The sequence below is a fragment of the Paenibacillus sp. DCT19 genome, assembly GCF_003268635.1.
Classification (GTDB): domain Bacteria; phylum Bacillota; class Bacilli; order Paenibacillales; family Paenibacillaceae; genus Paenibacillus.
Genome location: NZ_CP029639.1, coordinates 5,878,393 through 5,904,768, shown reverse-complemented (window position 1 = coordinate 5,904,768; position 26,376 = coordinate 5,878,393). Strand labels below are relative to the sequence as shown.

Sequence of the window (26,376 nt, the reverse complement as noted above, 5' to 3'; positions counted from 1 at the left end):
CGTTTAGGAGGCTTCGTTAATATGAAAATTCAGACAAGCATGTGGGGCGAGATCGAAGTGCAGGAGGAAGTGATTTATTCCTTCTCTAAAGGTTTGCCCGGATTTGATGATGAGCACCAATTTGCACTAATACCATGGGAAGATACTCCCTTTGTATATCTACAATCTCTTCAGCAGTCGGAGCTTTCTTTCCTGCTTGTTAATCCCTTCCTGTTTTCTCATGGATACAGCTTTGAATTACCTGAGGCAGATCGGGAAGAACTTGAGATTCGAGACCAGGTTGAGGTCTATTCGATGGTCACGATCCATACGCAGGTTAACCGATCTACGATGAATCTTCTTGCCCCTGTTGTTTTAAATCCAGAGAACCGAACAGGGAAGCAGGTCGTATTACATCAATCAGGGTATGAGACTCGTTGTCTGATCTGGCCTGAAGAACAATTGGAATCTGCCAAGGGAGGTGTGTAAGATGCTCGTATTGTCACGAAAAAAAGGCGAGTCTATCATCATCCAGGATCAGATTGAAGTTACAGTGCTAGCGGTAGAAGGGGATACAGTGAGAATTGGCATTTCCGCACCCAAACATATTGATATCTATCGTCAGGAAATATATGCATCCATTCAAGAAGCTAACCGGGAGTCTGCTACTCCGCTTGCCGCAAATGTTGAGGCATTTATGGAGCGTCTACGTAATTCTGAATTTAAAAAAGATTAAAAAATATTCCATTTTGCTATAAACACTTGCACACCTCTCGTCGATATATAATTTAGACGCTGCTTCGGCAGGGCGGCCGACCTTAATGTCGCGGCGTTTACCACAAGGATGTGGAACTAACTTATTTTCAGGGAGGAAATTTCTAATGATTATCAACCACAATATCGCGGCGTTGAACACACACCGCCAACTGAGCACTAACACACTTAACACAAACAAAAACATCGAAAAATTGTCTTCCGGTCTTCGCATCAACCGTGCTGGTGACGATGCTGCAGGTTTGGCAATTTCCGAAAAAATGCGTGGACAAATCCGTGGTTTGGATCAAGCTACTCGTAACGCTCAAGATGGTATCTCTTTGATCCAAACAGCTGAGGGTGCATTGAACGAAACTCACTCCATCCTGCAACGTATGCGTGAGCTTGCAGTTCAATCTTCCAATGATACAAATACAACTCCAGACCGTGAAGAACTGCAAAAAGAAATGAACCAGTTGACTTCCGAGATCAACCGTATCGGTAACACTACTGAGTTCAACACCAAGAAATTGCTGAACGGTGATTTGTCTGAAAAATCTTTGGTTTCCCCAGGAACTAGTACGACAACAACTGTAAGCCTGGCTAAAGGCCAAACAGTGGTTGTAGGTGACAACCCTGTGTCATGGACAGGATCACCACAAGCGAAATTCGATATTGCATTTACAGGTACAGCAGATAACGGTTTTGATTGGGCAAAATTGGATGGCGCTACTACTAATCAGGAATTGAAAATTACTAAAGGTACTGATGGTAAATTTACTGTAGATATTACCAATGCAAAAGATGGTGATGACAAAACTCTGACAGTAAACGCTGATGATGTTGCTTACGATGCTTCGACTAAAACCTACAGCTATAATAACCATGGCGTTTCTTTCTCCTTCAGCCAGGAACAGGCTGCATCATGGAAGGCTGGAGATGCAGTTACTGTTGACTTGGATAAAGCTGCAGGTGTAACAGGCGGCGCGGATGGAACTACTCTGGTAAGTGGTGGTGCAATCAGCACTAACTCAGGTATGCAAGGCTTTACTAACACTGGAACAGCAGACTCAACTCTTTCGAATCTTGTAGTTGATGGTAGTAGTAATCAATTGTTGGCTGATGCATCAAAAGTTAAAATTGAGTGGGCAAAAGCAGGCGATAAAGCAACAGTTACGTTCTTGAAAGCAGATGGAACTACCGAATTGACAAGTACTGAATTCTCACTTGAACAAGGAGATTCACTCACTTACAATGCTAATGGCGTTTCGTTCAAATTAGATATCGCTGCTACTGCTACAGGAACATTTGAAGGAACATTTGATCTTGAAATGGCTAACAAATCCGTTACTGATACAGTAGGTGCTGTGTATGCTGATAAATCTGCTTCGTTCCAAATTGGTGCGAACGAGCATCAGTCCTTGGCACTGGGTGTAAATGATATGCGTGCATCGGCTCTGGGTATCGTAGGAAATGGTGCAGGTTTCTCTGCAGCAAACAATGTTACAGATGGAACAAACAATACGAATGCAGAAAAAGCTCTTGATTTGACAAGCTCAACTAATGCTGCTAACGCGATTACTGTTGTAGACAAAGCAATTGCTTCTGTTTCCAGCGAGCGTTCCAAATTGGGTGCTGTTCAAAATCGTCTGGAGCACACAATCAACAACTTGGGAACTTCTTCCGAGAACCTGACTGCAGCAGAATCCCGTATCCGTGACGTAGACATGGCGAAAGAAATGATGTCCCAAACGAAAAACAACATCTTGGCTCAAGCAGCTCAAGCGATGTTGGCTCAAGCAAACCAACAACCGCAAGGCGTTCTGCAATTGCTTCGTTAATTTCAATCTCTTTCTGGAGGAATTGGTTATCCAATTCCTTCGGAAGCTTAATGATTTGCAAGTTAAAATAGATATCTTCCACGTGAGGGTATCTATTTTTATTTACAAAAGGTGAATAAGGAGTAGAGTACATGACCGTTAAAAATAGAACGATTCTAGTGCCGGAATACATGCAGGAGTTTGCCTGTATCGGATCTGCGTGTGAAGATTCATGTTGCATCGGCTGGAGAGTAGATATCGATCAGCAGACGTATAAAAAATATGCTAAGTCTCGTAATATCGAATTTAAGCCATTATTTGATAAAAATATTTCCAGACATCGTTCAGAGCCGAGTGTTCACAGATATGCGAAAATTAATATGGATGAACAGGGGAGATGTGGTTTTCTTTCCGAAGAGAATTTATGCAAAATTCAACTTGGTTTAGGAGAAGACTACTTGTCTAATGTCTGCAGTAGTTATCCAAGGAGCATTAACAGCATAGATGGAGTACTTGAAAAATCAACAACCTTATCTTGTCCTGAGGCTGCACGGCTTACGTTGTTGAAGTCGGAAGGAATCCAATTCTATGAAATTGAAGAAGCATTGGACAATAAAGTATGGGTTAACAAGCAAATTATTACGGATAATCCTAATGGGAAAAATAAACTAATAGCGCACTTTTGGGATTTGAGAATTTTTACTATTCAAGTATTGCAAAGACGTACTTATACATTATCTGAAAGACTAATATTTCTAGGTCTGTTCTATCAAAAAATTCAATCCCAAATTAACGACGGAAACTATGAGGCAGTCCTTGATACAATTTCCTTATATTCAAGAATGTTGGAGGATCCTAGTACGAAGAATTCATTAATGGACATACCGACTAACAACAGTGTGCAGCTTAAGCTTTGTAAAGAGCTTATGGATTATCGATTTGGTCATGGATTGAAAAATGGGAGATATATGGAATGTGTTATAGAAACATTGAACGGCATTATGTATACTGAGGATTCTACTGAGCAGGAAATTGCAGAAAGGTATAAGACTGCTAGTGAAGAGTATTATACTCCTTTCATGGATGAGCATGAATATATTTTGGAAAACTATCTTGTGAATTATGTTTTCAAAAATCTTTTCCCATTTGGACGAGGTCAGGTATACGACGATTATGTTATGATGGTAGTACACTTTTCTATGATTAAACTGCATTTGATTGGTATGTCAGGCTTCCATAAAGGTTTAACTACGGATATTGTAGTGAAACTTGTACAATCCTTTGCCAAAACAGTGGAGCATAACTCAAATTATCTGAATAATGTACTTGCTTTATTAGAAGATAATAATTTTAAATCCATGGCTTATATGTCTATTATGATCAAAAATTAAATATCCTGTTCATACAAAGGCCTTGATATTATCCGAGGTCTTTTTATACATATTTTTCATATAGCTCTAATGAGAAACGTGATTATAACCGATATAAAAAGTAAATATGCAGCCGGAGGTAGTGGTAGAGATGAATGTACAGTTCTCATTATCCGCTAATACGTCATCATCTGTCAGTCAACAAGGGGATACATCTTCAGCATCTGAGATGCAACGAGGAGACTTGAACTCAAATGTGACTAAAGGTTTGAGCTTGAGTCAGTTGGAGAAGCAAGGAGCTTCCTTATCTATTGGTCAAGAACAATTGATTAGAACGATTGAGAATGCCGTGAAATCCCTGCAAGGGCCGCAAACGACTTTGGATATTAGTATCCACGAGAAAACACATGAAATTATGGTCAAAGTACTTAATAGAGATACAGGGGAACTGATCCGTGAGATTCCTCCTGAGAAAACATTGGATTTGGTTGCTAAAATGATGGAGCTTGCCGGAATTTTAGTCGACGAGAAGATATAACATAGATCTGGAGGTGTACAATGGTTACACGCGTTAACGGTTTTTCAGGTATGGATATCGATAGTATGGTCAAGAGCATGATGGCTACCAAAAATCTGCGACTGGATCGATTGAACCAAGATAAACAGATTTTGCAATGGCAGCGTGAAAGCTATCGTGAGGTAAGTAGTAAGTTATATGACTTTCGTGCCAATAAATTAACGGATAAGTATGGTGTTTCGTCGGCGCTTAATGCGAATAAATCAGTAGTGTCGGGTAATACAACGGCGGTTAAAGCGGAAGCGAGTGCAAGTGCAACAATGGCTGAAATGAGAGTTAGTGTTGAAAAATTGGCAGTAGCTAGGACACTCGAAACATCAGGTTTAGGCTCCGGGATTAGTCCTAACACGACCTTAGCGTCTCTAGATGGTGTTGATCTCTCTAGTTTGAGTGCAACAGAGAGAGCGGAGTACGATGCGAAAAAATTCGATATAACGATTAATGGTGTGAACTTTAAAGATAAATTCAAAGGTACCACTTCAATTGCATCTTTGATTTCGGTTATTAATGCTGATGCGAGGGCGGATGTTGTTGCAAGTTATGATGAAGCCACAGGTAAACTCTCTTTTGCTTCAAAGTCAGGGGGAGCCGAAGGCAAGGTAGATATTAAGACTCCGTCGGACAGTAACTCTATCCTTGCTTTGTTCTCTAAGAGAACGAGTGTAGAAACAAAAGGAGCAGGAACAACTGTTACAGCAGACAAGACGCTGGCTGACTTAAAGACATTACTTGATGGTAAAGCGCCGGAACCAGGGGCAGCGGCTAAAACGTATAGTTTTAGTATCAATGGTGAGAAGTTCGAGTTCAAAGACACAGAATCAATTCAGAGTATACTAGATGAAATTAACGATAATACAAATGCAAAGGTAACTGCAAGTTTCGATCAAGGTAAGCTAAGTTTTGTCCCCGCTAATGGTGGAGATGAAATCAAACTAGGTGGTAAGTCTTATGAATTCTTTGCTCTATTTAAGGGAGCAGAGCCTGTCAAAGAAAGTGCTACTCCTTTGACATTAGCCAAAGATAAAGATGGACAAGATATGGTAGGTAGAAATGCTATTGTTGAGGTAAATGGTCAAAAGATTAATAATATTAGAACCAATACCTTTACCATTAATGGTGTACAATTGACAATGCTAGAGGAAACAGCGGCTAATAACCCTGTCATTATAAAAAACCAAACTGATCCAGACAAAGCACTTGAGACGATCAAAGGTTTCATTAATGATTACAACAAACTTATTGAATCATTGAACTCAACCATTAGAGAAACCAGATATAACGATTTTAGACCACTCACAGACGAAAATAAAAAAGAAATGAAAGAATCTGAGATTCTGGCATGGACTGAAAAAGCGAAGAGCGGAATGCTGAAAAATAATGATATCATCAAGTCAGTTCTGTCAGATATGCGAAGTGTAATCACAGGAGTGCTTGGGCCTCTCAGTGCGATGGGGATTACTACGGGAACATATTCAGAGAATGGTAAACTCATTATAAAAGATGAGGCTAAGCTCAAAAATGATTAGTACCAATCCACAGGCAGTGATTGATGTATTCCAAGGACCAGTTTCTTCTCCAAACGACGGTTTATTCGATAAATTAGCAGACAAAGCTTCTACTGCAATTCAACGGATATCTGATCGTTCAGGTACGAACCGTTTTACGACAGATCTGACGAGCACATTTAGTGCGGAAAACCCAATGGGCAGACAACTGAAAGAATATAATAGTAGAATTGATACGATGCAGCGTAATATTACAGCTACTGAGAATCGTTATTATAAACAGTTTGCTGCAATGGAAAAAGCAATGACGCAGTTGCAGTCACAGTCGTCCAGTCTCTTATCTCAATTTGGTAACTAATTTTATAATAAAGGGTGAGACTTTTGATCACTTCTCCATATGATAAATATCGTCAATCCTCTGTCCAAACTTCTAATCCAGCTCAGTTAGTCATCATGTTATATGATGGGGCTATTCGTTTTGCCAAGACAGCGATTACTGCAATGCAACAGCAGGACATTGAAAAAGCTAATCTGAATCTGGGCAAAGCCCAGACCATTGTTAGCGAATTAATGAGTACATTGAATCAGTCATATGATATCTCCAAAAACTTATATTCTTTGTATGAGTACACGAATTATTTGCTTGTTGAAGCCAACATTCATCGGGATGAAAGCAAGGCTGAAGAAGCTGTAGGTTATTTATCTGAATTACGTGAAACTTGGATTCAAGCTTCTAAGTTGGTGGCAGGCCAGGGAGATCAACCTGTGAATGCACATGGATAGATCCGAATGTATTAGTCAGTTGCAAACTACGACTAATGACATTATGGCGAATTTATATGATTTGGATTACGAGCAGCTTGAATCCTTTACAGAAGTAAGACAAGAAATTGTGGATCGGTTAATTGAACACTTCTCTCAAGTTCAAGCCAGTGAACATGAGAAAGAAGTCATTAATGGTCTGTTGGAACAGGATCAGGAGATTCTTGCTCGAATGAACACGCTCCGACTAGAAGCCCAGGATTGGTTGCATAAGCGAGGACAGGCGAAAGTGCAACGAAGCGCGTATGAAGCTGGGTACACTCCCGATAGTTACTTGATGGATAGAAAGAAATAAGAACGGTACAAAAAAACCTTATGCATCAACTTTGACTAAATTAAGCCTTAAGTCAAAGGGAGTGCAGAAAGGTTTTTTTGCTATTTCGTTAGGAAGTTCAAAAGAGATAGTTCTTCGAATATCACAATAAGTGAATTTTTACTATAATAACCAAATAAGAAAAAGTTATAGAACGCCTTAGACTACTGATACGCACGATCAGATCAATAGATTCTCAATATCAGCTAGATCCTATTGATCTAACCTGTATCTTAATGTTGACTTTTCCTCCCCTAATAAATCGTGATCAAATAAATCTCATCATCATATTTATCAGCATAATGGAAAGAAAGCGTGCGTGAACCGTATTTATAGATCATGTCATACCCACCCTCAGCTTCGTTCAGATACTCCTCCTGTGGCTTACCTAGCCATAACTTCACCGTATCGGGATACAGATACTGTTGCCCTGGAAAGATATTGAAAACCATGACTCTTGAATTATTATTCAATTCATGCAGATAAGAATTAAAGCCGATCGCGTAGTGAGGATAAACATAGTAGGCGCCCCATTCGCCGTTCTCCTTTAATTTAGCCTTCTTCAAGGTACCGAGCAGAGATTTGTGAGTCATACCTAGCTTAATGTTGGGCTGATTGGGCAGAATTCCTTTCATAGCCGCGTTCTTCAGATTGTCGAGATAGGCACGATCTCCCGTTCCTGAATTAGGCCAATCGGACTGATCAAAGTTAACATATCGGGTATCACTTAAACGCAACTCCAATTTACTAATATTGAGTTTGAAGGTTTCGATTTCATATTTAAATACACTGTTATTATAGAATCTGAATTGTACCCGAGCGTCAGACAACATACGTATGCCATCACCTCTGCTCGCGGGGAAAAATTCATAATCAGTTAGCTTTTTACCCTTGTTATTTACAAATGTCAGCGGTTCTAATACGCCTGAGCGTACAATGAATGGTCTAGCTAAGTTGAAGTTAGAGGAACCCCACTCTGTAATTAGCAGTAGATCTGGAGCACCCTTTTCTTTACTTTTGATCGTGTAATGCCAAGTTTGGGGTAACGTAATCGAATGAAGGTCAAGTTTAGCGGCTTGTACGGTACCGTAGGAGGCTCCTTTTTTCAATAATGCGGCTCGATAAGTTCCTGTATATGTACGGTCACCAGGTTTGTTACCCGTCCAGTAATCCTCCTCTGTTAGGGTTGAGGATTTTTCGTTGGGGGCATAAATATACACCGTATACTGCGTCTGGTAGGCATCACGAAGTGTGAGGGATAGTCGGCTAATCTTCTTCAGTTCTTCTGCGGATATTCTGTCCTCCTTGGCGTCTGCACGATCGGGTGAAGCAAGAAGCAATACCCCTGATAAAAGGATGAACAGTGCTAGTATAACTGACCATTTCTGCTTTTGAACGCTGTGAATCATTTGGGTAACCTCTCCTTGTTAATAAACTGTAATAGATATACTAAATTTTAGCATGTAATTCTAATTTTTCACTATAACTAAGTTGATATTTTTCCTTTAACTTAAGGTTGAAGAACTAACAGTGTTAAAGAAACATTTATAAACATTCTTAATGTGAGATTGGCTAAAATTAGACTTATCAGCAGCCTACTAAACCTGATATATTTAAAATATTACAGCATTCATCACAATCTCTGATTAATCTACAAAAAATTCCAAGAAAACATTTTCTTTACCAATTGACAATGGATAACTTTGGATGGTATCATCTGAGTTGTGGGCAGAGGTTAAGGCCGAAAGCTTCACTTCATTTGATGACGAAGGGAATGTTAGTGCATGCAAGGTAAAGTAAAATGGTTCAACGCAGAAAAAGGTTACGGTTTCATTGAAACTGAAGACGGCGGCGACGTATTCGTACATTTCTCCGCAATCCAATCCGAAGGCTTCAAAACTTTGGAAGAAGGTCAATCCGTTGAATTCGACATCGTCGAAGGCGCACGTGGACCGCAAGCAGCTAACGTAATCAAATTATAATCATCCGGTTAATCCGACCTACATATACGGTTAGATGGTTACCAATTGAATTATCGCTAGCATAAGGCTCTGGCATGCCCAGAGTCTTTTTTTTGTTTTACTAGATTTGCGAGCGATTGCATACTAGATTCATAAATTCTAATAAATAGGGATTCATAGAATTGGTGAGGCCTCTATCAAGATATTTTCTCTCGTCGTTGTGGTCAACATCCATTAGATTATCATTTTGACTTTAGTATTCCTTTAGTGGATTCAAGAGGCTGATGAAGTTGATGATTTTACATATAAGATTAACTCGTCTCGAAATCGGTTAATTACATCATCAAGCGCCTAATAAGACTTTCCATGTAAATAAGCGATTATGGCTAAAAATGATGAAATATCGCGAAATATGGCGTTAAACCCATGATGGTAGATGTGGCTGGAGGAGATGTCATTATTCAGTCACCGGGAGTTTTTACATGGCGCTTACATTCGTGTTATAATGAAGTGGCAAAGTAAAAGGAGGAGTGCCCTATGAATTTAAGTATTCGAGGTCAACAAATCGAGGTTACCGATGCTTTGAAAGATTATGTCGACAAAAAGTTGAGTAGACTCGAGAAGTATTTCGATGCACCCCTTAACTCTGACGGTGCTGTTACACTGAGCACGACTAGAGGCCTGCATACGGTAGAGGTGACGATCCCACTCAAAGGCATTGTACTCCGTGCAGAAGATGAGAGCGATGATATGTATGCTTCCATTGACGCAGTGGTGGACAAGCTGGAACGTCAGATCCGCAAACATAAAACAAAAGTCAATCGTAAGTTCCGTCAAGAAGGCAGCCTGAAAACTCTCTTCGTTGAAGACCCATCAGGTACAGTGGCTACTGCTGAACTGGATGCAGAACCCGACGATGATGATTATGAAGTGGTAAGAACCAAACGGTTTATGTTAAAACCGATGGACGTGGAAGAGGCAATCCTCCAAATGAACATGGTTGGCCACAATTTCTTCGTTTTCTCTAACGTCGATAATGAAGAAGTCAGCGTTGTGTATAAACGGAATGATGGCAAATACGGTTTGATTGAGCAAGGATAATCTTACCTTCCATACGAAGTTTTACGAAGACGTAAGTAATGAATTTTTCTAATAAAATGTGAATGAAGTAATATCTGATAAATGAATATAACGAGGAACAGACAGGAACAACGTAGTTCCGGTGCTGGACTGAACAAGAGCCTCCATCCTTACGGGATGGGCTCTTTCGTGTCTAAAGAGATCAAACAAATCACGGAAGCCTATTTACAGTGCGTGTTCAAAAAGGTCGGTTTTCAGTACCGAGAAGATGGGATGAAGATAGAAATGGAGTAGCAGAGCGTAGATTGAGCTACGTGAGCAACACCATTGTTTCCGAAGAAAACAACCGTCGTAAGCATCCACTTATTTCGGCTGAATTCCATATTCAATGCTGAGATGCTGTCAGGCATCCTTCGTAATCAAAAGCGGACTTGAACAACCTTTTAAACTCAGGAAGAGGCAGGTTTGTGAAACTATTTGTCATGTTGTTGCGTTTAATAGATTATACGAGATTTAATGCAATCCATTTATAGGTTCTATATTTAAGGCTGAAAATAGAGTTTATAGAGCCAAGAGATCCGATAGATTAAAAAAGGTTCAATTTTTTTGCTGCCAGTTATTTTTCACATCATCAGTTCGAATGAATCTACAAAAGTTTAGATTTATCGAACTCTGATGGAACATCAGACGGTGTGGCTCACGGCCGATACTAGTATTCAGATCCTATAAGTGTGATGTTTAATCGATGAGCTTGAATGTGGGATTGATATCTAATTTTTCCAGCAAAAAATGGAATGCAGGCGTTTATTCGCAAAAAATGAAATAGGTGAAGAGTACGCTTCCGCTAACGGCTATGATTTTTGGCACTTTTTGTCCACGGTTATATGGTCAGAACTTCAAAGAAGTGTGCTGTGGCGTGTTGCGGCGTCCCTTACAAACTGTTACAATTTATACAAAGAGAATCATTGTCCTGATGAAGAATTGTCAACGAATGATCGCTAATCATAATCAATGACAGGCACAGCACCATGAACATGATTCGCAAGGCTTCGGATTCCAGCTTATTTTATAAACTGGGTTCCTGGTTGAATACCGAATCACTTCATGAGAACGCTTGGCAAGCCTGGAGTTGATTCAACTAATATTATTTTCATTCTTATAATTTGAACTCAAATTATATCGTTTGTCACCCCCGGGCAAGTGGATGCAAATATCCATCCGATGGTGTCGCACGGCGGCAGCAGGGGGTCTATTCTGTTTTGCACGAAAGGGGTATACCATGCTAGGACTTGTCAAAAAGATCTTCGGCGACATGAACGAACGTGATGTTAAACGTCTGATGAAGACGGTCGATGTGATCAATAAACTGGAACCACAATTTCAGGCTTTGTCTGATGAACAACTGAAATCCAAAACGGAGGAATTCCGTGCCCGCATCGAAAAGGGTGAAACAACGGATCAGCTCCTCCCAGAAGCATTTGCAACCGTGCGTGAAGCATCTCGCCGAGTTCTCGGTAAACGTCACTATGACGTACAGATGCTGGGCGGTATTGCTCTGCATGAAGGCCGGATTTCCGAGATGAAGACGGGTGAAGGTAAGACATTGGTAGGAACGCTGCCTGTATACCTGAACGCGCTCATGTCCAAAGGTGTTCACGTGGTTACAGTCAATGACTACTTGGCACAGCGGGATAGCGAAGAGATGGGACAGATCTATGAGTATCTGGGCATGACTGTAGGTATTAACCTGAGTGGTATGGATCATGCGTTGAAGCAGCATGCGTATGCATGTGATATTACGTACGGAACGAATAACGAATTTGGTTTTGACTATTTGCGTGACAACATGGTGCTCTACAAAGAACAGATGGTACAACGTCCGTTGTTCTTCTGTATCATTGACGAAGTAGACTCTATCCTGGTCGATGAGGCGCGTACGCCGCTCATTATCTCCGGACAAGCGCAGAAGTCTACAGACTTATATTACGCAGCAGATCGTTTTGTGAAACGTCTCGTTCCTGAAGAAGACTTCACAGTAGACATTAAAGTGAAATCCGTAGCTTTGACTGAAGCAGGTGTGGCAAAAGCAGAAAAAGCGTTTGGTATTGAGAACTTGTATGACCACGCCAATGTAACGCTCAACCACCATATCGTACAAGGTCTGAAAGCGAACGTAATCATGCGTCGTGACGTGGATTATGTCGTAAGTGACGAAGAAGTCATGATCGTCGATGAATTCACAGGACGTTTGATGTCAGGACGTCGTTACAGCGATGGATTGCACCAAGCGATCGAAGCTAAGGAAGGCATCGAAGTACAGAACGAGAGCATGACACTTGCGACGATTACATTCCAGAACTATTTCCGGATGTATCGTAAGCTTGCTGGGATGACAGGTACAGCGAAAACCGAGGAAGAAGAGTTCAAGAAAATCTACGGCCTCGAAGTATTGCAAATTCCAACGAACCGTCCTAACAAACGTGATGATATGGCGGATGTCGTTTATAAGAGTATTGATGGTAAGTTCAAAGCGGTTGTAGAAGAGATCGTAGAACGTCACAGCAAAAACCAGCCCGTGCTGGTAGGTACCGTGTCCATCGAAAACTCGGAGCGTCTCTCTGATATGCTGAAACGCCGTGGTGTACGTCACCAAGTACTTAATGCCAAGTACCATGCGGAAGAAGCTGAGATTATCTCAGGCGCTGGACAAGCCGGTGCAGTAACGATTGCAACCAATATGGCTGGTCGTGGTACGGATATTATTTTGGGTGAAGGTGTGGCAGAGGTTGGCGGTCTTCATATCATTGGTACAGAGCGTCATGAATCACGCCGGATCGATAATCAATTGCGTGGTCGGGCGGGACGTCAAGGTGACCCGGGTTCAACGCAGTTCTATCTGTCACTGGGTGATGAACTGATGAGACGTTTCGGTGCAGACAATGTATTGAACATGATGGAGCGTCTAGGCTTTGAAGAAGATCAACCGATCGAGAGCCGGATGATTACACGTGCAGTGGAATCGGCACAGAAGCGGGTTGAAGGTAATAACTTTGACGTACGTAAAGTCGTTCTCCAATATGATGATGTCATGAACCAACAGCGTGAAATTATATATAAACAGCGTCGTGAGGTGCTGGAGTCCGAGAATATTAAACAAATCGTTATGGATATGATCAAGCCTTCCATTGAACGTATTGTAGAAGCTCACTGTAGTGACGATATTCCGGAGAACTGGGAACTGCAAGAAGTTTCCGATTATATGAACAGCAAATTGCTCGACGATGGCTCGGTTACTAAAGATGAGCTGTGGGGCAAAGAAGCTGAAGAGATCATCGAGTACCTGTTCGAGAAAGTACAGAACAAGTATAATGCTCGCGAAGAGCGTATCGGTGAAGAGATGGTTCGTGAGTTCGAGAAAGTGGTTGTGCTTCGTGCAGTAGATAGCAAGTGGATGGATCACATTGATGCCATGGATCAATTGCGTCAAGGTATTCACCTTCGTGCATACGGTGGTACAGACCCACTGCGTGAATATCAATTTGAAGGCTTCGAGATGTTCCATCAGATGATCGCTTCGATTCAAGAAGAAGTAGCCACATATGTGATGAAAGCACAAATCGAGAGCAACCAAGAACGTCAAGCTGTTGTTGAGGAAAGTCAGATCTCGACGAGCGGCGAACCTGCTGAGAAGCGCCCGGTGAAAGTGTCCGACCAGATCGGACGTAACGATCCGTGTCCTTGCGGCAGCGGCAAAAAGTTCAAACATTGCCACGGTCAAGAGTAGTACGCTAAATAGATAAGTTCGTGTAAACTTATTACATGAACCTATATAAAATGAACTAATTCATTACACAGAACGAAGAGGACAGAAATAACATGTAGAAGCGAAGCGTTCGCCTTTATCACCGGATTTCCCCTTTTAGAAAAGGGTTCAAAGAAATCTGGGGATAACAGCGATCGAAAGGTTGTTCTGTCATCGGAGTGGTAAGTGTAATATTCTTTAGTCCATTTTATATACATGAACGAATGTCCTATGGCTCCTTGCAGTCAGGTATACTTTTGAATTGGGAGCACAGGCTGCCTAGTTCAACTGTAATGCTCTGATAGCGAGGAGCTTATCTTAATGAAAAGAGGAATCCGATATGATCGATCCAAGCGTGAAGCAAGATCTGCGTGAAATAGGCAAGAAACTAACAAACCTTAGGGGTCTCTTTGACTTAGATCTGAAGCAAGAGATGATTGAGAACTTTGAGGTGAAGATGTCCGCTCCTGATTTTTGGGACGACAACGAGAAGGCACAAGCAGTCATTGCTGAGATGAATGCGGTGAAGGGGTCTGTTGATCAATACACCAAACTGCAGCAGGACTACGACGATGCTCTGATGATGGTGGAACTCGCTGACGAAGAAGGCGATGAGGATCTAGCCGCAGAGGTTGGCAACAGCGTGACAGCCATCGTAAGCAAGCTTGATGAGTTCGAGCTTCAACTCTTACTGAACCAGCCATATGACAAGATGAATGCCATCCTAGAGCTGCATCCAGGCGCAGGTGGAACAGAGTCGCAGGACTGGGGACAGATGTTGCTTCGGATGTACACCCGTTGGGCTGAGAAGCGTGGCTTCAAGGTCGAGGTTCTCGATTATCTACCAGGTGAAGAAGCTGGGATCAAGAGTGTGACACTATCCATTAAGGGACACAATGCATACGGTTATCTAAAAGCCGAGAAGGGTGTACACCGACTGGTGCGAATCTCACCATTTGACTCATCCGGACGTAGACATACTTCATTCGTCTCCTGTGATGTGGTTCCCGAGATTGACGATACTGTAGAGATCGACATTCGCACAGAAGACCTCAAGATTGATACGTATCGTGCGAGTGGTGCCGGTGGACAGCATATCAATACCACCGACTCTGCTGTGCGGATTACTCACATTCCAACAGGTGTGGTTGTAACGTGTCAGAACGAACGTTCACAGATCAAGAACCGTGAGCGTGCGATGACGATGCTTCGTTCGAAATTGTATGAGCGGAAAATAGAAGAGCAAAAACAACAGCTGGATGAAATCCGAGGAGATCAGTCGGATATTGCTTGGGGCAGCCAGATTCGCTCCTATGTGTTCCATCCCTATAGTATGGTAAAGGATCACCGTACGAGCGTAGAAACAGGGAACACAGGAGCAGTAATGGACGGCGACCTCGATGCATTCATCGATGGTTATTTGCGCAGCCAGATTAAAGTGGAAACCGATTAAATAAAGTTCCTGTATGGACTGGATACGTGTAGGCGTATGCTGGTGTATACAGGGGCTTTTTTTTGACGTGCATAAGTTATTTTACATTAATTGATGAGACAAAAGGAGAACACGATCACCATGCAACAGCAACAACCATCACATCAACACCCTAATCGCAAGAAGAGATTAACCACCTTGATTCCTCTGAATGGGCCTTGGAGGAACGTTGTAGATACAGCATCTATTATTTTGGGGTCGTTCCTCATTGCGGTAGCATTTAATTTATTTTTATTACCGAACCAGATCGCATCTGGCGGCGTATCCGGTCTGTCGATTTTGGGTGATGAGTGGCTCGGGCTGGAGCCAGCATATACCCAGTGGGCCATTAATATTCCGCTCCTAATCGCAGGCTTCCTTCTAATCGGTAAGCAGTATGGTATCCGGTCTGTGCTGGGTAGTATCGTTCTACCGCTGTTTGTTTATCTTACGAAAGACTGGACGATTCCAACGACAAACCCATTGTTAGGCTCGCTGTATGGAGGGATAGGGGTTGGACTCGGTATTGGGATTGTCTATCGGGTAGAGGGTCAACAGGTGGTATGAGTATACTGGCAAGGATCGTGCAAAAATATAGCGGACTGAGTTATTCGATCTGCGTTGTGATTATGGATGCTACGGTCATTATTATGGCAGCCTTTGTACTGTCATTAGAGCAATCTTTATATGCACTGATTGGCTTGTACGTCACGGGGAAAGTCATTGATGCGGTGGAAATGGGGCTCGGCTACTCCAAAGTAGCTTACATTATCTCTAACCAGATTGAACCGATTACCAAAGTCATTCTTGAAGATCTAGATCGTGGATTAACGAAGCTGGAGGCCAAAGGCGGTTATACCGATGATCAGCGAACGGTACTCATGGTTGTGGTGGGGCAAAATGAAGTGCCAAGACTGAAAACATTGATCCGGTCGGTGGATCCATCCGCTTTTGTCATTATTAGCAATGCACATGAAGTGCTCGGTGAAGGTTTTAAAAGAGATGAGGCATGAGCCAACTAACGAACGGTTCAGCAATCTTTGTTTAATGAATGATGAAATTGCACTCTAATATCGTACAAAAACAGGGACATCCTGCACCAGTTAGCTGGGCGGAATGTCCCTTTCTTCAATCTCAAGCAGTTCATATAAATTACCTGTAAAGCGTACATCCATGCACGAGTTTGTAGTTACTGATCACATTGAAATCGTATTAAAGTACAGTCTCCACTACACATTCCTTTTCTCACTCTTTACAGAATAGGAGATAGTAGGCGAGATATCGCTTCTTTGAAGCGGATTTTGATGCTCCGTTTGTTGTACTCTTCAATCGTAAGCTCACGGGATACAAGAAGGTCATGCTCGAAGGTTTGCACAAGAGCAGTTGCAATCGTCTCATCATACATAAAGGCATTCACTTCAAAGTTTAACCGGAAACTACGATAATCAATGTTCGCCGTACCGACAGATGCAACCATACTATCTATGATCAGTGTTTTGGCATGAATAAAGCCGTTATCGTATACAAATGCCTTCGCCCCAACCTTCAACAGTTCCCCAATATACGAAAGCGTAGCCCAATACACAAAGGCGTGATCCGGTTTGTTCGGAATCATAATACGTACATCTATACCAGATAGGCAAGCAAGCCTTATGGCTTCGAAGACACTTGCGTCTGGGATAAAATAAGGCGTCTGAATGAGGATGGAGTGCTTCGCTCCATTGATCATTTTCAGATAACTGTTTTTGATATGCTCCGTTTCAGCATCAGGGCCGCTGGAGACAATCTGCATCGCGATCGTTCCTGTTCCCTCGATATGAGGAAAATGTGCTGGCACATAAGGGGTATCATGCTGCTTCGATGCCTCATTCCAGTCGAGAAGGAAGCGAGTTTGCAGTGCATGGACGGCATTCCCCGTAATTCTGAGGTGCGTGTCACGCCAATATCCAAATTTGGAGTTCAAGCCTAGATACTCATCACCTACGTTAAAACCGCCAGTATAACCAAGGTTTCCGTCAATAATGACCATTTTTCGATGATTCCGATAGTTCATACGCAGATTAATCAAGCTGAATTTGGATGGGAAAAAGACCTCCACCAGACCGCCCGCTTCGCGCAGCTCTTTGAAAAATCGATTCGATACACGCCGCGATCCAAGCGCATCATACAGCAATCGAACTTTGATACCTTCTCTCGCTTTGCGAATGAGCGCGTCACGAATACGTTTACCTAGGCGATCCCCTCGGTAGATGTAATACTGCACATGCACATGATCCTGCGCAGCTTCGATATCATCCAGTAACCGTTGGAATTTATCCGTGCCATCGGTAATAATTTCGACCTCGTTATCCTCGGTTAACAGCGCGCCATTCTGTTTCAGGTTCATGTAGATCATGTCCTGGCTGTTTTCGGTCACTTTGTTGTGAAAAGGTGTTCGATTGCTCTGTAGCTGGGCAAGCTGTGCCTCGATACGTTCCTCCAGCCCAAGCTTCTTACGATCTTTCCATTGAAATAGTCGGTAACGAGTCAGGTTCTGCCCTGTCAAAAGATAAAGTACAAACCCAAGCACGGGAATAAAATTCAGGACGAGCAGCCACGCCCAGGATGAACTCGCATCCTTGCGCTCGAAGAATACGACCGCTGCCGCAAAAATAATATTCAAACCCAGGAGTACAATAAGTAAGATGGATTCAATATGCACCGTAGACCCCCATGTCTCCAAAATGTCTTATCAGAACTCATCTCAGGAAGATCCTTTGTTATGAATGAGATTCTGTATGTAATCTTCCTATATAAGAGGTTGTTCAAAAAGTCCCTTTTTGATGCTGAAAACAGGTCTTCCCAAACCCTCACTACTACGTATTTTAGCAGAAGTATTCGGGTTCGTCCTCTGCTGCTCTAAAGATATGTTCGGGATGGATGAAAATCCATGTAAAATTGATGGTAGAGTGTTGTATTTATATAACTAGAGTCGTATAATAATACACAAATATGCATAGAAGCGACGGAATTACCGTGGCATGCCTAACCTTAGGCATTGGACATGGTTGAAGTAGCGCATACAACGAGATTGGGGGAGCGAGAGTGAATAACAAATTAAGAGTGGCAATCGTCGGTTCCACCGGCTACGGCGGGGTGGAACTGATTCGTTTTTTACAGCATCATCCGCATGTTGAAATTACTTCGGTAATCTCTTCATCCAGCAGTGGGGAGTCTATTGCAGTTGGATTTCCGCATTTGACGGGCGTGATTAACAGGCCACTTGATGGCGTGGATCCAGTGGAGATCGCAGGACGTGCAGACCTTGTGTTCACAGCGACTCCGTCCGGTGTAAGTGCGAAGCTTGTTCCTGGCCTGCTGGAAGCAGGGCTGAAAGTCATTGATCTGTCTGGTGATTTCAGAATCAAGGATGGAGCGGTGTACGAAGAGTGGTATAAACATCCGGCTCCTTCAGACGAACTATTACAACAAGCGGTGTACGGTATGTGCGAATTGTACGGTGAAGAAGTGAAAGAGAAGGCATTCATTTCTAACCCAGGCTGTTATCCAACAGCGACATTGCTCGGATTAGTCCCTGCGGTGCAAGCTGGCTGGATTGATCCTTCAAGCATCATTATCGATGCAAAGTCGGGTGTATCTGGGGCGGGACGCGGAACGAATCTGGCGTACCATTATGCAGAGATGAATGAGAATTTCAAAGCCTACAAATTAAATAAACATCAACACATCCCAGAGATTGAACAAGTGTTAGGTAATGTTGCTGGATCGCCAGTAACCGTTACGTTTACGACACAGCTTGTGCCGATGACACGTGGCATTATGAGCACCATGTATGCAAGTTTAGTTGGCGAGCACACAGATCGGGAATTGGTGGATCTCTATCGTCAATTTTATGAAAATAGACCTTTTGTACGTGTACGTGAGCCAGGAATCTGGCCATCAACGAAAGAAGTTACGGGATCGAACTACTGTGATATCGGATTCTCCGTTGATCCACGTACAGGCCGTTTGACGATTGTTTCTGTCATTGACAACCTGGTAAAAGGCGCATCCGGCCAAGCGATTCAAAATTTGAACCTGATGATGGGATGGGAGGAAAACCTCGGGCTGAACATGACACCAGTGTATCCATAAGTTGACGACGTGATTAAAGAGCATTTCATATTAGTTGCTTTTTGACACGCATCCAGCAGGAATACAGAGTTATGTTAAGGCGGATAATCGGTATATGGCCGAACGCGAGACGGGGATAATATATGGGAACAAACGTAGGGCAGCAGTTATTTACAATAATTGAGAACGGAACGATTGTAACCCCGAGCGGCTTCACTGCCGGCGGACTGCACTGTGGATTGAAAAAAACATCACGTAACGACATCGGAGCTATTCGCTGCGAAGTGCCAGCAACTGCTGCGGCCGTATACACAACGAATGTATTTCAAGCTGCACCGCTCAAAGTAACACGTGAGAGCTTGAGCAATGGACGCCTTCAAGCGGTTATCGTGAATAGTGGCAATGCGAATGCATGTACAGGACAACAAGGCGAAGAAGATGCTTATGCAATGCGCTCGGCGGCTGCTCGCGAACTTGGTGTAGCGGAGGAAGATGTGGCAGTTGCTTCTACAGGGGTTATTGGTGAGCTCCTGAAGATGGACGCGGTTCATTCGGGCATTACCGCACTTCCAGCACAACTGGGCAAGGAAGCCAATGAAGCGGAGCAATTTTCACAAGCGATTCTAACTACCGATTTGGTAAAAAAAGAAGCCTGCGTGTCCGTTGTTGTGAACGGCAAGACGGTTACGATTGCAGGAGCAGCCAAAGGCTCGGGTATGATTCATCCGAATATGGCTACCATGCTGGCGTTCATGACCTCTGACGCGGTCATTGGTGCAGAAGCGTTGCAGCGCTTGCTGCGCCAAGCGACGAATCATACGTTTAACATGATTACGGTAGATGGAGACACCAGCACAAATGATATGCTCGTGGCGATGTCGAGCGGTTATGCAGGGAACGAAGAGCTTACTATGGATCACCCGGATTGGGATGCGTTTGCGGCTGGTTTTACGTATGTGTGCGAAGTGCTGGCTAAGGCCATTGCACGAGACGGTGAAGGTGCGACGAAGCTGGTTGAAGTTCAAGTCACAGGTGCAGTAAGCGATGAATCTGCTCAGGCGATTGCGAAGACAGTGATCGGTTCAAGCTTGGTGAAATCAGCCATGTTTGGTGCAGATGCAAACTGGGGACGGATCATTGCTGCGGTAGGACGTGCGGGGCAACCGGTAAATCCAGATACGGTGGACATTCGACTCGGAGACATCTCGGTACTTGAGCAATCTCGTCCAGTCGTATTTGACGAAGAAGCAGCATTAGCGTACTTACAGACGGATACGGTACGCATTATTGTTGACCTGAACCACGGCGAAGGAACAGCGATCGCGTGGGGCTGTGATCTAACATATGACTATGTACGAATTAACGCGGCATACCGCACGTAAAAGAGGTAGTTCAAAAATTTTGCTTTTGATTACCGAAGATGACTGACGTCATTTGAAAACCAATCTTTTTGAACAAGCGCTTAACCAACTTTTTGATCTCTTGATTAATCGATATCTATATGATTGATGTATAGCTTTTACCAAAATATATAGAGAAAATAATAAGGATTAAACTTTTAATGAAATTTATTTATAGACGAAAGTAGTGGAAAAGTCGGAATCGATTCTGTAGAAGCGCAGCGTTCGCATTTGTCTCCGGATTTTCCCCTTAGACAGGGGAATCAAAAAATCTGGAGACAACGGCGATCGGAAGAACGATCCGAATTTGGAACGGTTGGACTCGTCTATCGTGAATCAATTAAGTGTTAAGCCTTTTAAAATGTTGGAACGAAAGGAGCCATGCTCATGACCTCGACATTACAAAATGAAGAGACTGGAAGCGAAGCTGTATCTGAGAAGCAGATGTTTGTTATGAAATGCGGAGGCAGCACGCTTGCGGCGTTGCCTGAGTCCTTTTTTGCCGATCTGCGTGATCTTCAATCTCAAGGAACTCAGCCTGTGATCGTACATGGCGGAGGCCCAGCGATCTCGGAGAACCTGGCGAAGCTGGGCATTGATACGGAATTTGTAAACGGCTTGCGTAAGACAACGGAGCCTGTACTCGATGTCGTAGAGATGGTGCTGGCAGGTAGCATCAACAAACAAATTGTACGTTTAATCCAACGTGTGGGTGGGCGTGCGCTCGGATTATCGGGAGTTGACGGCGGTTTGATTCAAGCGAAACCTGTCAGCAACCATGCAGAGATCGGTTGGGTTGGCGATGTGACTAGTGTTCAAGCGGAGATTATCCAAGGTGTTGTGCAGATGGGGTATATGCCTGTCATTGCGCCAGTGGGCGTAGATGCTTCGGGTCAACGCTATAACATTAATGCCGATACAGCGGCAGGTGCGGTAGCTTCTCATCTGGGTGTCAGTCGAATGATCGTAGTCACTGACGTTCCGGGGATTATGAAGACTGTGAACGGGGAGAAAAAAGTATTGCCATCCGTCTCTGTACAGGAGATTGAAGATATGATCCAAACCGGCGAAATATACGGCGGGATGATTCCTAAAGTGCGGGCAGCTATCGCTTGTATTCATGGTGATGTGCGTGAGGTTGTTATTGTGGATGGTAGTGAGCCGAAGATTTTGAGCCGGGTGTTACAGGGAGAAACGATCGGAACACGGATTATCCGGATGCAGTAGGATTCTTATTTTAAATCAAGAATGGGAGAGTGAAGGGTGATGGCAAATAGTAAAGAACAAGCAGGCACCGGCACAGCAGTGGCGGGAGCGGCTGCAACAGGAGCGGCATCAGCGGCTCAGACAGAAAGCTCACTTTTTCAAACCTATGCACGTTACCCGATTAGCTTAGTTAAGGGAAAAGGAAGCTGGCTGTGGGACGATCAGGGCAACCGTTACCTCGACTTCATGTGCGGATTGGCTGTAACGAGCCTTGGTCATGCACCAGAGAAGGTTGGCGCGAAGCTGAAAGCGCAGATCGATGAGCTATGGCATGTATCTAACCTGTTCCAGATTCCAGGTCAAGAACGTGCGGCAGCTTTATTGACGGCGAATACGTGTGCAGATGCGGTGTTCTTCTGCAACAGTGGTGCCGAGGCGAATGAAGCAGCGATTAAACTAGCTCGCCGCTATCACCAAAAGGTGAAAGGCGTAGATCGTTATGAGGTCATTACTTTTGCACAATCCTTCCACGGACGGACATTGGCTACGTTAACAGCTACAGGACAGGATAAGGTAAAAGAGGGCTTTTTGCCGTTGCCAGCAGGATTTGTTACTGTTCCATTGCATGACAATGCAGCGCTTGAAGCCGCAATTGGGCCACACACGGCTGCAATTATGCTGGAAATGGTGCAGGCTGAGGGCGGCGTGCATCCGGTTAAGCCTGAGTTCTTGCAGTTTGTTCAGCAACTATGCGAGAAGCATGGATTGTTATTGATTGTGGACGAAGTACAGACGGGAATGGGGCGTACCGGTAAATTGTTCGCGCACGAACATTACGGCATTGAACCCGACATTTTCACAGTGGCTAAAGGCATCGGTAGTGGCTTCCCTGTAGGAGCTATGCTGGGTAAAGGCTATTTGAAAGATGCATTTACAGCAGGTAGCCACGCGACTACATTTGGGGGTACGCCACTTGCTTCCTCAGTTGTCACTGCAACCATTGAAACGATGCTGGAAGATAAACTGCCTGAGCGTGCAGCTGAGATGGGCGAATATCTGATGAGCTCCTTGAGAGAGCGTTTGGCAGGCAATTCTTTTGTCAAAGAAGTTCGTGGACTGGGCTTATTGGTCGGCATTGAATGTGAAGAAGCGGTAGGCGATATCGTGGTTGCAGGGCAGAAACGTGGTATTTTGTTTGTGTCTGCAGGGCCGAATGTCATTCGTCTGCTTCCGAACTTGTATGTGAGCAAAGAGGAGATCGACGAGGCTGTTTCCTTGGTGGCAACACTCATTGAAGAGCATGTCGCAGCGAAGAACGCCTAATCCGCACGGATAGGTTCAGATATCATGGATACTTTTCAGAAAAATTTCTATTCCGGGGTCATCAACGGCTCCGGTGTAGATTCTGATAATGAATTCCCTGTAGCCGCGCGTTCATAGAGCATAAGTAGATCAATCGCAGTCATGATGGGAAAAATCCAGGCTATCACTAACTTCTGCACATGCGGGTGCAGGGAACCGGAAATAAGGAGGGCATTATTAACATGACACAAGTTCAATCAACCGAGAAGGTTCAGAAGATCGACCTAAGAGGCCGGGACTTTATTGAATTCACCGATTATACGGCAGAAGAAATTCGTTATCTACTCGATCTTGCCATCGAGATCAAAGGCAAGCAAAAAAACGGTGTGCCTTTTCAGCCGTTAAAAGGTAAAACGATCGGACTGATTTTTGAAAAATCATCTACTCGGACACGTGTTTCTTTTGAAGTGGGTATGTTCCAGCTAGGTGGGCACGCACTCTTCCTGAGCAAAAATGATATCCAGCTCGGTCGCGGCGAAACGACGCATGATACGGCTAAAGTATTGTCTCGGTATCTCGACGGCATTATGATTCGTACCTTTGGGCACCATAATGTAACTGAGTTGGCAGAGCATGCAGATATTCCAGTTATCAATGGACTGAGCGATGCGGCGCATCCATGCCAGGTGCTGGCGGATTTCCAAACGGTGCTGGAGCATAAGGGCAAACTTGCAGGTCTCAAAATGGCTTACGTCGGAGACGGCAATAACATGGCGCACTCCCTCATGCTCGGCGCAGCTAAGATGGGGATGCATGTGGCTGTTGCGACTCCTGAAGGCTACGAGGCTGACAGTGCAATCGTAGAACAAGCACGCAGCATTGCACAGGAGAGCGGATCACAGGTTGTGGTAACGTATAGTGCCGAAGAAGCGGTCAAAGATGCGGATATCGTGTACACGGATGTGTGGGCGAGTATGGGCTTTGAGGAAGAACAGAAGATTCGTGAGCAAGCATTTGCTGCATATCAGGTGAACGAAGACTTGATGAAGGCTGCGAAGCCAGACTATATGTTCCTGCATTGTCTCCCGGCTCACCGTGGAGAGGAAGTAAGCGCAGGGGTAATCGACGGATCAAACTCCTTGATCTTCGATCAAGCAGAGAACCGTTTGCACGCACAGAAAGCGTTAATGGCTGCGTTAATGAGCGAATAGCTGCGATTTGCATGAATGGGTTGATTTTAGGCGCGGATTTCGCGATGATAGATTAAATATAATTTCTATATAAATCGGACTAAACATTTACACGAGAACGGAGAGGACAGAAATAACATGGAGAAGCGGAGCGTTCGCCTTTATCCCCGGATTTTACCCTTGAAAAAGTAAATCAAAAAATCTGGGGATAACAGCGATCGGAAAGTTATTCTGTCATCGAAGTGGCAAGTGTAACTATTCTTTAGTTTCATTTGTATAGTGAGTAACTGAACTTGGGAGGACCTATTAGACATGGCTAAGGAAAAAATCGTACTCGCCTATTCCGGCGGGTTGGACACATCTGTAATTTTGAAATGGTTGAAAGAAACCTATGATGCTGAGATCATCGCATTTACAGCAGATATCGGTCAGAAGGATGAATTGGACGGCTTGGAGGAAAAAGCACTGGCAACAGGTGCTTCCAAAGTATACATTGATGATCTGCGCGACGAGTTCGCAAAAGACTTCATCTATCCTATGTTCCAAGCGGGCGCCCTTTACGAAGGACAATATTTGCTCGGTACAAGTATCGCACGTCCTTTGATTGCTAAACGTATGGTGGACATCGCTCGTGCAGAAGGTGCTACAGCGATTGCTCACGGTGCGACAGGAAAAGGGAATGACCAAGTTCGCTTCGAGCTGAACGCGGCTGCACTGACACCGGATATTGCAGTAATCGCACCTTGGCGTCTGGAAGAATTCCGTAATCAATTCCCAGGACGTGCAGAGATGATTGCATATGCTGAGAAACACGGCATTCCAGTCACGGCATCTGCAGCTAAACCTTACTCCACAGACCGTAACCTTTTGCATATCAGCTATGAGAGCGGTGTGCTTGAAGATCCTTGGTTCGATCCGAGCGCGGACGAGAACAAAGACATGTTCTTGCTGAGCAGCGCGCCTGAAGATGCACCGGATCAAGCGGAATATGTTGAACTGGAATTCGAACAAGGTGACTGTGTAGCCCTGAACGGTGAGCGTCTCAGCCCACTGCAAGTGATGGAGCAATTGAATGAGCTGGGTGGTAAGCATGGTATTGGCCGTGTGGACATGGTCGAGAACCGTTTTGTCGGAATGAAGAGCCGTGGCGTGTACGAAACACCAGGCGGAACCATTCTGTTCACTGCACACCGCAAAATGGAATCCATTACGATGGACCGCGAAGTCATGAACCTGCGTGATAGCTTGATCACACGTTACAGCACGCTCGTATACAACGGCTTCTGGTTCGCACCAGAGCGTCTGGCGCTGCAAGCACTCGTGAGCGAAAGTCAGAAAAACGTAACCGGTACGGTTCGTGTGAAACTGTACAAAGGTAATGTTATCGGCGCTGGCGTGAAAAGCCCTGTCAGCTTGTACAACCCAGACATCGCAACGATGGAAGCTGATCCAACGCAAGCATACGATCAAGGCGATGCAACTGGCTTTATCCGCCTTAACGCACTGCGTCTGAAAGTAAACTCCGGCGTAGAGCAAAACAAAAACAACTAATTACATGCTATGTAAATACGTGTTCAAAAAGGTCGGTTTTCAGTACCGAGAAGATGGGATGAAGGTAGAAATGGAGTAGCGGAGCGTAGGCAAAACTACGTGAGCAACGGACATTTCGGCTGAATCCCATATTCGACGCTGAGATGCCGTGAGGCATCCTT

The 26,376-nt window shown here is 44.0% G+C and carries 19 protein-coding genes and 2 pseudogenes; 19 read left to right on the top strand and 2 right to left on the bottom strand.

The genetic code is table 11. The features are described 5' to 3' along the window. Nucleotides 1–21 precede the first annotated feature (21 nt). The 8 genes and pseudogenes from DMB88_RS26945 to DMB88_RS26905 all read left to right on the top strand — a co-directional run bounded on the left by DMB88_RS26945 (nucleotide 22) and on the right by DMB88_RS26905 (nucleotide 7,121). Nucleotides 22–468 (top strand): flagellar assembly protein FliW, encoded by a 447-nt coding sequence (locus DMB88_RS26945; RefSeq protein ID WP_128103749.1) that lies wholly within the window; start codon nucleotides 22–24, stop codon nucleotides 466–468. 1 nt (nucleotide 469) lies between these two features. Next, on the top strand, nucleotides 470–715 hold the full coding sequence (gene csrA / locus DMB88_RS26940) for a carbon storage regulator CsrA (protein ID WP_128103748.1): 246 nt from the start codon (nucleotides 470–472) through the stop codon (nucleotides 713–715). Nucleotides 716–860: 145 nt separating this feature from the next. Next, complete coding sequence (locus tag DMB88_RS26935) at nucleotides 861–2,573, top strand: flagellin N-terminal helical domain-containing protein (RefSeq protein WP_128103747.1); 1,713 nt, start codon at nucleotides 861–863, stop codon at nucleotides 2,571–2,573. A 131-nt stretch (nucleotides 2,574–2,704) separates the two neighbouring features. Further along, on the top strand, nucleotides 2,705–3,943 hold the full coding sequence (fliB, locus tag DMB88_RS26930; RefSeq protein ID WP_128103746.1) for a flagellin lysine-N-methylase: 1,239 nt from the start codon (nucleotides 2,705–2,707) through the stop codon (nucleotides 3,941–3,943). 130 nt (nucleotides 3,944–4,073) lie between these two features. After that, entirely contained in the window at nucleotides 4,074–4,460 is a 387-nt protein-coding gene (locus tag DMB88_RS26925) for a flagellar protein FlaG (protein WP_128103745.1), read from the top strand. A 20-nt stretch (nucleotides 4,461–4,480) separates the two neighbouring features. Next, nucleotides 4,481–6,362: pseudogene (fliD, locus tag DMB88_RS26920) on the top strand (flagellar filament capping protein FliD). 23 nt (nucleotides 6,363–6,385) lie between these two features. Then, a complete protein-coding gene (gene fliS / locus DMB88_RS26910; RefSeq protein ID WP_128103742.1) occupies nucleotides 6,386–6,787 on the top strand; it encodes a flagellar export chaperone FliS in 402 nt (133 codons plus the stop codon). Next, entirely contained in the window at nucleotides 6,774–7,121 is a 348-nt protein-coding gene (locus tag DMB88_RS26905; protein ID WP_128103741.1) for a flagellar protein FliT, read from the top strand. Before fliS ends, DMB88_RS26905 begins: the two co-directional genes overlap by 14 nt. Before the next feature lie 272 nt (nucleotides 7,122–7,393). On the opposite strand, the gene DMB88_RS26900 is transcribed toward DMB88_RS26905, so the two are convergent. Next, nucleotides 7,394–8,548, bottom strand: a complete 1,155-nt coding sequence (locus DMB88_RS26900; protein ID WP_128103740.1) for a hypothetical protein — start codon at nucleotides 8,546–8,548, stop codon at nucleotides 7,394–7,396. A 375-nt stretch (nucleotides 8,549–8,923) separates the two neighbouring features. Here DMB88_RS26900 and DMB88_RS26895 point away from each other — a divergent pair, with 375 nt between their 5' ends. The 5 genes and pseudogenes from DMB88_RS26895 to DMB88_RS26875 all read left to right on the top strand — a co-directional run bounded on the left by DMB88_RS26895 (nucleotide 8,924) and on the right by DMB88_RS26875 (nucleotide 16,466). Then, entirely contained in the window at nucleotides 8,924–9,121 is a 198-nt protein-coding gene (locus tag DMB88_RS26895; RefSeq protein ID WP_024631599.1) for a cold shock domain-containing protein, read from the top strand. A 516-nt stretch (nucleotides 9,122–9,637) separates the two neighbouring features. Beyond that, complete coding sequence (gene raiA / locus DMB88_RS26890; RefSeq protein WP_128103739.1) at nucleotides 9,638–10,201, top strand: ribosome hibernation-promoting factor, HPF/YfiA family; 564 nt, start codon at nucleotides 9,638–9,640, stop codon at nucleotides 10,199–10,201. Between the two features lie 1,258 nt (nucleotides 10,202–11,459). Next, nucleotides 11,460–13,964, top strand: a complete 2,505-nt coding sequence (gene secA / locus DMB88_RS26885) for a preprotein translocase subunit SecA (RefSeq protein WP_128103738.1) — start codon at nucleotides 11,460–11,462, stop codon at nucleotides 13,962–13,964. Nucleotides 13,965–14,322: 358 nt separating this feature from the next. After that, the gene (gene prfB / locus DMB88_RS26880) at nucleotides 14,323–15,435 is read left to right on the top strand and encodes a peptide chain release factor 2 (protein ID WP_128103737.1); all 1,113 of its coding nucleotides are present in this window, start codon (nucleotides 14,323–14,325) and stop codon (nucleotides 15,433–15,435) included. 120 nt (nucleotides 15,436–15,555) lie between these two features. Next, nucleotides 15,556–16,466: pseudogene (locus DMB88_RS26875) on the top strand (YitT family protein). Between the two features lie 239 nt (nucleotides 16,467–16,705). Here the strand turns inward: DMB88_RS26875 and cls are convergent. Further along, nucleotides 16,706–18,154, bottom strand: a complete 1,449-nt coding sequence (cls, locus tag DMB88_RS26870) for a cardiolipin synthase (protein WP_128103736.1) — start codon at nucleotides 18,152–18,154, stop codon at nucleotides 16,706–16,708. 383 nt (nucleotides 18,155–18,537) lie between these two features. Between cls and argC the strand changes: the two genes are divergently transcribed. The 6 genes from argC (at nucleotide 18,538) to DMB88_RS26840 (ending at nucleotide 26,215) form a co-directional block, all read left to right on the top strand. Beyond that, complete coding sequence (gene argC / locus DMB88_RS26865; RefSeq protein ID WP_128103735.1) at nucleotides 18,538–19,587, top strand: N-acetyl-gamma-glutamyl-phosphate reductase; 1,050 nt, start codon at nucleotides 18,538–18,540, stop codon at nucleotides 19,585–19,587. A gap of 122 nt (nucleotides 19,588–19,709) precedes the next feature. Beyond that, entirely contained in the window at nucleotides 19,710–20,948 is a 1,239-nt protein-coding gene (gene argJ, locus DMB88_RS26860) for a bifunctional glutamate N-acetyltransferase/amino-acid acetyltransferase ArgJ (protein ID WP_128103734.1), read from the top strand. 405 nt (nucleotides 20,949–21,353) lie between these two features. Beyond that, the gene (gene argB, locus DMB88_RS26855) at nucleotides 21,354–22,193 is read left to right on the top strand and encodes an acetylglutamate kinase (protein WP_128103733.1); all 840 of its coding nucleotides are present in this window, start codon (nucleotides 21,354–21,356) and stop codon (nucleotides 22,191–22,193) included. Between the two features lie 39 nt (nucleotides 22,194–22,232). Further along, nucleotides 22,233–23,495, top strand: coding sequence for an acetylornithine transaminase (locus tag DMB88_RS26850; protein ID WP_174715318.1), 1,263 nt, complete (start codon nucleotides 22,233–22,235; stop codon nucleotides 23,493–23,495). Between the two features lie 221 nt (nucleotides 23,496–23,716). Then, nucleotides 23,717–24,685, top strand: a complete 969-nt coding sequence (gene argF, locus DMB88_RS26845; protein ID WP_128103732.1) for an ornithine carbamoyltransferase — start codon at nucleotides 23,717–23,719, stop codon at nucleotides 24,683–24,685. 291 nt (nucleotides 24,686–24,976) lie between these two features. After that, nucleotides 24,977–26,215: an argininosuccinate synthase gene (locus DMB88_RS26840; RefSeq protein ID WP_128103731.1), complete on the top strand. Its 1,239-nt coding sequence runs from the start codon at nucleotides 24,977–24,979 to the stop codon at nucleotides 26,213–26,215. Nucleotides 26,216–26,376 lie beyond the last annotated feature (161 nt).